9 protein-coding genes are annotated in these 12,017 nt (G+C 33.3%); 8 read left to right on the forward strand and 1 reads right to left on the reverse strand.

Translation table 11 applies throughout. From position 1 onward, the window contains the following. Positions 1–1,236: 1,236 nt before the first annotated feature. The 5 genes from DI076_RS19545 (at position 1,237) to DI076_RS20090 (ending at position 8,791) form a co-directional block, all read left to right on the forward strand. The gene (locus DI076_RS19545) at positions 1,237–2,475 is read left to right on the forward strand and encodes a TolC family protein (RefSeq protein WP_108961526.1); all 1,239 of its coding nucleotides are present in this window, start codon (positions 1,237–1,239) and stop codon (positions 2,473–2,475) included. Then, positions 2,465–5,572, forward strand: a complete 3,108-nt coding sequence (locus DI076_RS19550; protein ID WP_108961527.1) for an efflux RND transporter permease subunit — start codon at positions 2,465–2,467, stop codon at positions 5,570–5,572. The genes DI076_RS19545 and DI076_RS19550 overlap by 11 nt, the downstream gene beginning before the upstream one ends. Before the next feature lie 38 nt (positions 5,573–5,610). Then, complete coding sequence (locus DI076_RS19555) at positions 5,611–7,626, forward strand: heavy metal translocating P-type ATPase (RefSeq protein ID WP_108961528.1); 2,016 nt, start codon at positions 5,611–5,613, stop codon at positions 7,624–7,626. 58 nt (positions 7,627–7,684) lie between these two features. Then, entirely contained in the window at positions 7,685–8,296 is a 612-nt protein-coding gene (locus DI076_RS19560) for a methyltransferase family protein (RefSeq protein ID WP_108961529.1), read from the forward strand. A 270-nt stretch (positions 8,297–8,566) separates the two neighbouring features. Continuing rightward, a complete protein-coding gene (locus tag DI076_RS20090; protein ID WP_135358420.1) occupies positions 8,567–8,791 on the forward strand; it encodes a hypothetical protein in 225 nt (74 codons plus the stop codon). 7 nt (positions 8,792–8,798) lie between these two features. Here DI076_RS20090 and DI076_RS19565 read toward each other — a convergent pair whose 3' ends face one another. Further along, positions 8,799–9,056, reverse strand: coding sequence for a helix-turn-helix domain-containing protein (locus DI076_RS19565; protein ID WP_245918603.1), 258 nt, complete (start codon positions 9,054–9,056; stop codon positions 8,799–8,801). A 297-nt stretch (positions 9,057–9,353) separates the two neighbouring features. On the opposite strand from DI076_RS19565, the gene DI076_RS19570 reads away from it, so the two are divergent. The 3 genes from DI076_RS19570 to DI076_RS19580 all read left to right on the forward strand — a co-directional run bounded on the left by DI076_RS19570 (position 9,354) and on the right by DI076_RS19580 (position 11,737). Next, on the forward strand, positions 9,354–10,058 hold the full coding sequence (locus tag DI076_RS19570; protein WP_108961530.1) for a lysophospholipid acyltransferase family protein: 705 nt from the start codon (positions 9,354–9,356) through the stop codon (positions 10,056–10,058). Between the two features lie 2 nt (positions 10,059–10,060). Then, entirely contained in the window at positions 10,061–11,155 is a 1,095-nt protein-coding gene (locus DI076_RS19575; protein ID WP_108961531.1) for a hypothetical protein, read from the forward strand. Positions 11,156–11,398: 243 nt separating this feature from the next. Next, positions 11,399–11,737: an LIC_13246 family protein gene (locus DI076_RS19580; RefSeq protein ID WP_108961532.1), complete on the forward strand. Its 339-nt coding sequence runs from the start codon at positions 11,399–11,401 to the stop codon at positions 11,735–11,737. Positions 11,738–12,017: the final 280 nt, after the last annotated feature.

Raw genomic sequence — 12,017 nt, forward strand, 5'->3', positions numbered from 1 at the left:
TTTTTTTTTCAAGCAGAAGACGGCATACGAGATCACTGTGTGACTGGAGTTCAGACGTGTGCTCTTCCGATCTTTAGCCCTCTTGTGTTTTTGAGTCTGATACTATGTTCTCCTGTAGAATGGTCTAGAATCCTGATTTTTGGAAATTATTTTACTTCTTTCAAATTAGTTTTTAATGATATAAAGTAGTTAGTCAAGTCTTTTGCTTATGTTATTATCAAAAATACCAAATGAATATTCGAAATATATTTGGAAATATTATTAAGAAAAATGGTTCTATACCAATCAGGATTGTTAGTTAAAGTTTGGTTTTCCTTTAAATTAAGAGGCTTTCAACTAAATTGAACGGTAATCGAATCTCAATGAAGGGGAGAAGTAATCGTGCAGATGATTTTGATTTTGTTTTGAGGGATATTGCACAAAATATGAATAGAAGTATAGAATTGTTGAATTCTATTTATGAAATAGGAAAACAGAAATTGAGAAATTTGGATAAAGCTAGGTTATAGATCTTATATAAATAATCTAAAATGTATCTTTGGCCATTTCAAGAAAATTGCTAAGCTGTTTATGAAATTGAATTTCTATCAGGAGGAATATTTGTGGATTTCGTTCCAATCTTTCCATTTAATAAGATTTCAAATAAACTTTGATTATCAGCGTCTAGTAGATGCTGATTGGAAGAATACAGAATTAAAGAGTTTATTTTTTTGAGATTTTGATAGCCTGTTGCATTTAGGTAATAAATTTTCTTGTAAATCTAGTTAAGTTTTGGAAAGTTAGATTGTCTCTTTGTTTAATGATGGCTTTATAGATGTTAAGAAAAATATTCACATTTATGTTGTTATTCGGAATATCAATATCGGTATTCTGCAATTTTCTAGAGACATTCGATTTTCAATGTCTAAATGATGAGTTTATTTCTAAAGTAATTGATGAAAAACATCAGAATACGGAAGCTCCATGTGACGGAAAAACCCATAGTTTTGAGGATTGTTTTTGTCAGAAAGATTATTCTATCTTTGAATCGACTAAGTTCATCAAACCTGTTTTTATTGTTTTTTCCGTATCCTTTATTTCCGAAATTTCAATCTCACTAATTAACCATCTTGAATACCAAAATCCTGAACTGGTATTCTCTGACCTTTATTACTCCCAGCAATTAACTCATACTAAACTTCTAATCTGATATAAAGCCCACTTCTTCTTTCGCTTTATATTATATTGGAGTAAAATATGTTATTATTAAGGAATGCGTTTGCGTTGAGCTTCTTCTTAACGTTACCGCTATATTCTCAGTCTTTTTCTCTTGATCAGATCCTGAGTATTGCAGAATCCAAAGCGGATTTAATCCTCTCTGGACAGGCAAAAGTAGAAGAAGCTGAAAATTTAAAACAAAAAGCGGGAAAATATAAGAACCCGAACATTTCTTTGGATTACGGTAGAAGACGGGCAAGTAATGAATCTGGCCCTGAATACGCATTGGGTTTAAGCCAGGACTTCTACTATCCAGGAAAGAGAGACTTACGAATCAAAATTGCCGAAGCGAGTGAAAAGTCACTTTTGGCAGAGTTAGAGCAAAGTAAGTTAGAATATAGATTCAGTGTGATCAAGTTGGTATATTCCTACTTAATCGCTTCAGAAAAGGCTTCTCATATTCAAGATAGGATCAAGCGAGTTTCTCAAATTGAATCCTTTATCGAGAAAAAAGTTTTCGTTTCCCCTGAAACAAAAGTTGAGCTGTATCTTGTGCAGAATCGTTTGTTAACACTTCAGAAGCACTTAATTGTTCTTGAGAAAAATAGATCGGTTGAATGGGAGAAGCTGAATTTTTTCTTAGGATTGGAAAAAGAAATATCAATTCGATCTCCTTGGCTTCAGAAAGGAAATCCTCTACCTAAGAAGGATCTTTTATCAGCGATGATCAGTAAGAATCCTGTATTGAAGCAATCTCAGAGCAGAATCCAACAAGCAAAGGAAGAAGTCGAACTTGCACGATTAGATAAATATTCGGATATAAAATTGCAAGGTTCGGTTGGAGAAGATAAGTCAGGAGTTGCCAATAGATTCTTTGACTTAGGTGTCTCGTTTGCTATACCAACTTTGGACACTAACGAAGATGTTGTGAAGAGTATGCAATCTAGAACCTTATCTGAAACTTATCTTCTCAATCATCAGATAAGAATCTTAACTACCCGACTAAACTCTAGTTTAATAGAATACGATTCAATCAATAGATCTTTAGATAAATTTTCCATTTCGCTAGTTTCGTCTATAGAGCAAAAGTTAAGTTATGCAGATAGCGAGTTTATCAAAGGCCGTATCAGCCTAATTAATTATTTGGAACTTGAAACACAACTCCATGAAACTCATGAAGCCATATACGACTATCAAATGCAGTTTGTGGATAACATTACCGAGATTTTGTTTCTAACTAATAATCCTGATTTTGAAGGAGCCATCAATGTTAAGTAAAATATTAGAGTATTCGCTCAAGAATAGAAGTTTTGTAGTCATTTTTTCGTGCCTTTTGATTTCTCTCGGATTGTATTCTTTGTCGAGGGTTTCACTTGATGCATTGCCAGATATTTCCAATGTAATCGTTGAAGTGAATACGAAATCAGGTTCCTTAGACCCAGAACTGGTTGAAAAGACAATAACTTTCTTTATCGAAACGGAGTTATCGGGAATTCCTGGTGTGGTAGATATAAGATCTTTGTCCAAGTTCGGATTATCTAATGTGGTTTTAACTTTTGAAGATGGGACTGACGTTTATCGTGCGAGACAAATCGTAATGGAACGACTTCAAAATGTAAAAGATAGGATACCTCCTTGGGCTATGCCTGAATTAACTCCTATTACTACGGGGCTTGGTGAGATACTGATGTATTCTGTTACCGCAAAATCTGGCTCTAAGCTAGATATGTTGGATGAATCAGAAAAGCTGACATATCTAAGAACCATACAGGACTTAAGTATAAGAAATCAAATCCGATCTAATGTGAAGAATATTGCTGAAGTGGATACAATCGGAGGATATGCACAAGAAATACATATTGATTTAATTCCAAATAAGTTAAAAGCACAAAGCATCAGCATTAATGAGATAGTTAATGCTCTTGATTCAGTAGGAGATAACTTTGGAGGAGGATACATAGAAAAGAACAATGAAATGATCATCACGAGATCATTCGGAAGCGGATTGAAATTGGAGGAATTAAAAAAAATTCCGATCCGTCAAAATGGCTTAGGTAATTTGGTTCGAGTAGGTGATGTAGCTGTTGTAAGAGTTCATGGAATGCAGAGGCTAGGATCAGCAACACATAACGGAAAAGAAATAGTTCTTGGAACAGTGATGATGTTGATGGGATCGAATAGTAGGGAAACTGTAAGTGACCTGAAAGACTTCTTAAAGAAGATTCAACTGCCCGAAGATGTAGAGATCAACATATTAAGCGAAAGAAGCTTTCTTGTTAATGCGACAATCGCAACAATATTTAAAAACTTAACAGAAGGTGCACTACTTGTTGTATTGATTCTATTTCTTGCTTTGGGAAATTTTAGAGCATCCATTTTTGTCGCCATCATTATTCCTCTTTCTATGTTGTTCACTGCAATAGGGATGTATTATTTTAATATATCTGCAAATTTAATGAGCCTCGGTGCAATTGATTTCGGGTTACTCGTTGATGCTGCCATTGTTATGGTCGAGAATGTGCTTGCGAAGAGGGAAGAATTAGGTGACAGTCCTGTTTCTGATCCAATATCATTTGTGCTGGATGCTTCTAGGGAAATATTGGCACCTGTCACATCTGGCATTATCATAGTAGCAACTGTATATGTTCCTATCTTAACTTTAGATGGAGTAGAAGGAAAGATGTTCCGTCCTATGGCGGAGGCAGTATTATTAGCACTTGGAGGGAGTTACTTAATTACCTTACTAATCATTCCAACGCTATGTCTGTTCATTGTAAAAGGATACATTAAAAAATCAAAAAAGAACGGCAGATTCGATAAACTTAAGAATCTATATATACCTATTCTTCTTTTCGGATTTAAACAGAGACGATTCGCTCTGTTAATTGCTGTTTCTTTATTTTGTGTCTCTTGCCTAATTTTCTTTAGGTTGGGAGGTGATTTTATTCCTCAGCTGAAAGAGGGAGACCTTATGATTACTGTGGTTCGAGATAGTAATGTCAGTTTATCTAAATCCACCGAATCACAGAAAAAGATTGAGACTTTTTTGCGTGAATTCAAAGAAGTTGAATTTGTGTTTTCAAGAACTGGGACTACAGAAGTTGCGAATGATCCGATGGGCACTTATATGTCTGATACTTTTGTAATCCTGAAAAAGGACTCTATCGATTCCCTGATTCAGGAAAAGAACTGGAATGAATTTATCGAGAAGTTAAGAATTCGATTGAATAATGAATTTCCTGAAGATGAGATATCTATTGGCCAACCTGTCGAAGCAAGATTCAACGAATTGTTGGAAGGAAGTCGTGCTGATATTACCTTTCGTATTTTAGGAAACGATTTAGAGACCTTAATTTCACTTCAAAACGCAGCTGAAGAAAATCTGAAATCCATCGATGGCGTGGGTGATGTTGAACTTGATCCTATTTTAGCACTTAGACACGGAAAAGTTTTAGATTTTAAGCCAGATTACGATCGTATCCTTAGATATGGTATCACCATTCAAGATTTCAATAGCACATATAATGCATATTTGAGTGGTCGAAGCGTTGGTAACTACTATGAAAACGATAAAAAATTTCCGATTGTTGTGAAGCTTGCAGAAGAATATCGTGATTCACTTTCTGATTTAAAACAAATGCCGATAGGAACGCTGGATCTGGGTGCAGTTTCTATGAGTGAGGTTTCTAATTATACTTTGGAAAAAAAAGTAATTACTATTTCCAGAAGTAATGGTCGTCGTTATGCTGCGATTTCTATTAATTTAGAAAATCGTGATATGGAAAGTTTTGTTAAAGAAGCAAAGGAAAAAATTGAAGCTAACCTTCGCATACCTGATAATTATCAGGTATTTTGGGGAGGACAATTTAAAAATTTGGAGAAGGCGAAGTCAAAACTTGCAATTGTCGTTCCTGTAACTTTGTTCTCTGTATTTTTTCTTTTACTCAAGAGTTTAAATAGTTATAAACAAGCAATTTTAGTTTATTTGAGTATTCCTTTTGCGACGACAGGAGGCATCTTTGCTCTTTATTTGAGAGGAATGAACTTTAGCATTTCGGCGGCAATCGGATTTATCGCATTATCTGGCATTGCTATACTCAACGGAGTTGTCAAAATACATAACATAAATCATTTGCGTAAGAGTGGAATGTCTCTTAAAGAAGCAGTGCAAGAAGCTGCTGTATCGAGACTAAGGCCTGTTTTAATGACAGCTTTGGTTGCATCTTTAGGTTTTATTCCAATGTCAATTGGTGAAGGGTTAGGTGCAGAAGTACAAATGCCATTGGCAACTGTAGTCATCGGAGGACTTATTTCCTCTACATTATTAACATTATTTCTACTTCCAGTATTTTACGAATGGCTCGAGGAAGATTAAGCAGAATTGTTCTGCGATTATTTGTGAGGAAATTGAACATGAAAGATAAATATATTCAGAAAGCTAAGGTTAAGTCCCTCTGTTGCACTCAGGAAGAAGATGAATACTCCAAAGTAGAGGCAAAAGGATTGAAAAATGAAATAGATAATCACGAACATGGTGAGGAAAATGAGTATGATCACAGTCATCCGATAAAATTATTTTTACCAAGCCTTATATCTCTAGTGCTTCTTCTCATTGCGATTTTTTTCGATAATGTATTAAAGCCTGAATGGTTTAATGGTTGGGTTAGGATATTTTGGTATTTACTTTCTTACAGTCCTGTTGGCTTCCCTGTATTGAAGGAAGCTGGCATTAGCATTGGAAATGGAGAGATCTTTTCTGAGTTCTTTTTGATGGGTATTGCTACTATCGGAGCATTTGCGATTGGTGAATATCCTGAAGGTGTTGCAGTAATGTTATTTTATGCCATTGGTGAGGTATTTCAGACCATAGCGGTTAAAAGAGCTAAGTCTAGCATTAAGTCTTTGCTTGATCAAAGACCAGATGAAGTGACTGTTTTAAAAAATAATCAGCAACAAACAGTAAAGGCCGAAATCGTAAACATTGATGAGATTATACAACTTAAACCAGGAGAAAAGCTTGGTCTCGATGGAATATTATTATCTGAGATAGCATCATTTAACACAGCGGCTTTAACTGGTGAAAGTAAACCTGATACGAAAGCAAAAGGCGATACCGTATTAGCTGGTATGATTAATCTTACTACAGTTTCCCAAGTAAAAGTAACAGCGGTATACGCAGATAGTAAACTTAGTAAAATCTTAGAGTTAGTTCAAAACGCGACTTCTAGGAAAGCACCTACAGAATTACTTATTCGGAAATTCGCAAAGATTTATACACCTATTGTTGTTCTGTTAGCTATAGCAACATGTTTACTCCCTTATTTTTTTATATCAGACTATCAATTTAAGGATTGGTTGTATCGGTCTCTGGTTTTTCTGGTTATTTCTTGCCCTTGTGCATTAGTGATAAGCATTCCTTTGGGTTACTTTGGTGGCATTGGTGCAGCAAGTAGAAACGGAATCTTGTTCAAGGGTAGTAATTTTTTAGATGCTCTTGCTAGCATTCAAAACTTAGTTATGGATAAAACTGGGACAATGACTGAAGGAGTTTTTAAAGTCCAAGAAGTTGTATTCAATCCAGGATTTAACCAAGTTGAAATTCTAAAAATGGTAAAGGCACTGGAAAGTCATAGCAGTCATCCAGTAGCAACTGCTATCAGCGACTTTGTTGACTCAGTAAGTGATGAGATTTCTTTACAGAGTATAGAGGAAATGTCAGGATATGGGTTAAAAGCGGAGGTAGATGGGAAGCAGTTATTAGTCGGAAATTTTAAGCTGATGGATAAATTTGCGATCGAATACAACATTGATCCCCAAGCTATTGTTTATACGGTAATTGCAGTCGCTTACGATAAAAAGTTTGTCGGCTATATTACTATTGCTGATCGCATTAAAGAAGATGCTCAAATCACAATTGATAAGTTAAATTTACTTGGTGTAAAATCAACAATGCTAAGTGGCGATAAAAGCACGATAGTGAAATTCGTTTCAGAAAAACTAGGTATAAAGAGTGCGTATGGAGATTTGCTTCCTGAAGATAAAGTCTACAAGATAAAGGAAATCAAATCGAAAGGGGAAACCGTAGCTTTTGTCGGAGACGGGGTTAATGATGCACCCGTTGTAGCATTAAGTGATGTGGGAATTGCAATGGGTGGTTTAGGAAGTGATGCCACTATAGAAACTGCTGACGTAGTAATACAAGACGACAAGCCAAGTAAAATACCTATGGCAATCAATATCGGGAAGCAGACGAGACTGATTGTATGGCAAAATATCGCTCTAGCTTTTGTAGTAAAAGGTATTGTATTGATCTTAGGTGCAGGTGGATTGGCCACAATGTGGGAAGCTGTTTTCGCAGATGTCGGGGTTGCACTTCTCGCCATTTTAAATTCAGTCAGGCTACAGATGAAAAAATTCGCCATTAAATAGTGAATTGTAAGATGTCTTTTGAAGTTCTAAAGTTTCGTGTTATTGATGGGAGATTGTTATGTTAATAGAAACCGTTCTTGTTGGAATTTTGTTTTCGCTCTATATATTTTTATGGAAAACCAAAAGGGTTATTCAAAAGAAAAAAACTGGCAAAGATCCAGAAGTAATCGGTAAATCAAAATCCAATTTACAATCCTTAATGAATATCCTTTTTAAAGTAATAACATATTATGTAATTTTGATTATTGGAATTCATACGTTAAAAATAGATTTCTTTGGGTTAAATGCCCAATTTAATCTCTTCCTCGGAATCAAATGGGATATTGCTGGTTTTATTGTTGGATTGTTTGGTCTTTCTTTTTGTTTGTATGCACAAATAAAAATGAAAAATTCATGGCGAGTCGGTATCGATGAAGGCTCGAAAGAAAAATTAATTACGGATGGTCTCTTTCGATTAGTAAGAAATCCTACATATCTTGGATTATTTCTTCTGAATCTTGGTGTTTGGCTTATTTGGCCGACACACCTAGTTTTCTATTTAAATATTATTTTTGTTTTGATATTTGAAATACAGGTTCGTTGTGAGGAAGATTTTCTGGAAAACTTGTATAAAGAGGATTATAAACAATACAAAAAAAAATCGTATAGGTATATTCCCTTTATATATTAGAATGTTTATTCTTCTTACAATGGTAGATAGATAAATAAGGTTTTCGATTTAGATATCTACTCGAAAAAAATACTCACTATTACTTTTTAAGTCTTCCGATGATAAGTATAAAATCTTCTTATGCTCTCTGTTAGTTGTTGACAGTATTGAAGATTTGGTATACAGTCACCTTAAAATGCATAAGTCTCAATGGAATTTATACAGATTGTCGGGTAATGAATTTTCAACAATGTATGAATATTCGTGCTTTATAAATAAAATGGTAATTCATTGAAAGAAACACATCTGATAAAAGTTGGTAATGAAACCCATTTATTCTATTTAAAAGAAGAGGGTAACTTACAATCTTTCTGCGGCCTAAATGCAATGCCTGATTATCAATTTAAAAACCTTAAAAATATATTCCATACAGAAGGGGAATTAACTTATTACATAACAAAAACAACTACTTTTGTATGTGATATTTGCCGACGAAAATTTAACATGCTTGTTTAATTTAGGCTTACGAATTTTTCTTTGTTTCCCCGATGCTTTTCAAAGATGGCAAATCAAGCAAGGTTTTAGGTGGGACATTTAAATTTTGTGATATAATAATCAAACTTTTAAACGAAGGAAAGGTTTCTCCTTTCTCGATTTTTTGATAATTTCTAACGCTTATACCAAGACCTGCGATCAATTCCTGGCTCTTTTTTGATTCTTTTCTAATTTTTAGCAAATTTGCAGAAAATTCAGCTAATACTTTATCCCAATCTATGCTCACTAGTTCATTTTAGAACATAATAACTTAATTCGCCACGATCCTTCCATCACGATGAAATCATCTCTTTTTGCTTGACAATTTTTTTCTTAATTAGTAAAATACCTTTGAAAAGTTAAAATTTAACGAAAGTGAGGTTATTGGATGTCTGAAAATGAAAAACAAAATGGGCCTAAAAAATCGATCTCTTATGAATCTAGGAGTTTTTTCGATCACCTGCTGATCATTTGTTGTACTTGGGGGTTAGGTTACATTTGCTATGGCTGTAGAAAGAAGACAGTTACGAGTAACAAATATTAATTGTACACTCTGATCAACGTAATTAGACCATTTATAGTTATTAGCATTTCAATTCCTGTAAATATAATAATATTTACGGGAATATTATTATGCACTTTAATTCAGAAAAAAAAATATCGTTATGGTCTTGCTCAAATTTCTGCGAGAATGTTGCTTTTTTTAAGCGGTATAAAAGTAAATAAAATTCAAAATTTAATTTCTATTAAAAATTGCAATGCTTATTATCTAGGCAATTTCATCGGTATAGAATCATTACCTGCATTAATTTCAGTCATTAATGAACCAACTTGTTTAATTTTAAGGTGGTTCAATTTTTATACTCCAATATTTGGCTGGGCTTTTTACTTATTAAATTTTATTCCATTTTCAAATAAAATTTCTAAAGTTCTAAGCTTTATAAATAATCGTCTTGAAAAAGAATACTCGGTTATAAATTTTCCAGCAGGATATGTTATCTTACATAGAACGGATTCAAAAACACATTTTAAATCTATAGTACTGAGACCTTTAAAATCAAATATAAAAATAATTCCATTTGCAATAATAGAAAATGAGTTAGCCGATTCGTTTTGGTTTCGATCAATTTACACTATAAGTTTTCTTGAATCTCAAGAATTTGACTCAAATAAATCAAGGCTAATTCAAATTGAGGACATTGAAAGAAAAGTAAGAAATGAATTATTTTATATAACTTTAGGAGAATGAGAATGAAAAAAAAATTAGGAATAGTGGTTTTACTATTATCAATGGTTAGTTGTAAATCAATGCAAATACTGAACGAAAAACCAATTATGACAAAAGTTTGTCCCGATTTTGGTTTTATAACGCTATCAGAACAAGAGAAAGATAGTTTTTTCGAATATAAGGTCATGGGTGGATGGGAACAGACTCAAACATTGCAATCGCTCGTCAAAAACAAGGATGATTGGAAGAATATCGAAAAGTATAATAATGAAAGGGATTTAACAAAGAATTTCGATAATCAGATTTTCTCTTATACAAGCGTAAAAAATGAAAGGAATGAGATAATTATTTTCCCTTCTTCGATGCTTGTAGATGCAAGCAGTATTGACTCCGAAGGTAAGTTCAGCGCTTGGAAATATTTTTATTTCCGAGTATGTCCAAGTGAAAAAAAGATTTCTAATGAAGATAAAATTCCACTATTAATTAAATCTTCAATTATTAAGAAGGAATTACAAGATACATATGGAAAAAAATCAATTCGTGATTTGATACTTCATATTCAGGCTATAGATCGGAAATTAGATAATTTAAGCGGTCTACAAGCGAAGGAAGGATTATTAAGAAAAAAAATTGCTTGGAACTACTTTTTAAACAGGTTAGACAATTCCGTTTTGAACTTCCTTAAAAATAAATATACAGAATATTATTCTATGGCTGAGAAACCTGTTTATTTTAAGGATCGAACAGAATATAACTATTCAATATATACTTTTAAAGATATGTTTAGAATTCTTTTTAGGGCAGATCCAACATCTGCAAAGGGATTAGCAGAAGAGGAGTTCATACTTGAACCTAAGAAAAAGCTAGCTAAGTTTAATCTAATTCATACTAAAATTACAAATGGGTCAGAAAGACCAGTCGCTAATATAACATTTGAAGATGCTCAAGAAGAAGTGAATATATTGGGTTTGTTAGAAGGTTCAAATTCATCAACACAAAATAATTGGCAGTATGTTAGTGGAATATTTCTACAAGAATGTGTGGGAAAAATGAATTCCTATGATTTCAATCTGGATTATGTAAACGTGGAGAGATTTGACAAATACGAGCCAAAATAGATCTATAAATTCTATTTAAATTGAATTATTTGAATTTAAGATACCATCAATAAGCATTCGCGATTAGTATCTTAAATTCTATTCAAGATTTCGGAATAATAAAGGTGAACGTTGATTAAAAAACTTCATTAGTTTACTATAAGTTTGTGAGATCCAAAACCAATTTGAAAAATCTGGAGGTTTTGATTATAAAACGTAAAAATCTATATTTCGAAATCGAACTGATATTGGAAAAAAAGTATAGTGAATACTAAAATATGCAATAATAAAGAGAAGATTCGGTATCAGAGGATTTTAAAAATTCTTAATAACTATTATTTAAAATCCAATAAAAAAGATACCGATAGTGAAAAGCGGGAAAGAATTGCAGTTTTGGAACCAGACAAATTTTCCTTAAAGGTCAAATATTTGGGACAATTTTCTTATGAACTTATTTGTGAATCAGAAGAAATTACCTATTCTTGGATTCATATCGATAGTATCTCCGATGAAAGGATTAGAATGCAAGAGCTAGGTGTTCACGACCATCCAATATTCGAAATAGATTGTCTCGGTGATATATTTATGCAAAAGGATGAATAATCAGGTTGATATAATGGTTACGGACTCAGTGTTCGCTTGAGAAAGTCAACTAACTTATTTTAGACTATCAATCTGGTTCCTTTTCTAATTCTCGTATTCCATCAATGAAAACTTGATAGGGATTACGTCCATCCATTGTTCTTCCTTGGTGTCGGCTTAATTGTTCTAAAGTTTGAGATAGACCTGAAAATATTTTTCCTTCTCATCAACGATTACATAAAAATTTGTGCTACCAGCAACTTTGAAGTGTTTGCGTAGAAAGGCTCTATGAAGTCTGTCA

This window comes from Leptospira ellinghausenii (assembly GCF_003114815.1).
GTDB lineage: Bacteria > Spirochaetota > Leptospiria > Leptospirales > Leptospiraceae > Leptospira_A > Leptospira_A ellinghausenii.

Coding starts and splice junctions, on each gene's coding strand:
- DI076_RS19560 (WP_108961529.1), top strand. CDS start 7,685: ATGTTAATAGAAACCGTTCTTGTTGGAATTTTGTTTTCGCTCTATATA.
- DI076_RS19550 (WP_108961527.1), top strand. CDS start 2,465: ATGTTAAGTAAAATATTAGAGTATTCGCTCAAGAATAGAAGTTTTGTA.
- DI076_RS19555 (WP_108961528.1), top strand. CDS start 5,611: ATGAAAGATAAATATATTCAGAAAGCTAAGGTTAAGTCCCTCTGTTGC.
- DI076_RS19575 (WP_108961531.1), top strand. CDS start 10,061: ATGAAAAAAAAATTAGGAATAGTGGTTTTACTATTATCAATGGTTAGT.
- DI076_RS19545 (WP_108961526.1), top strand. CDS start 1,237: ATGTTATTATTAAGGAATGCGTTTGCGTTGAGCTTCTTCTTAACGTTA.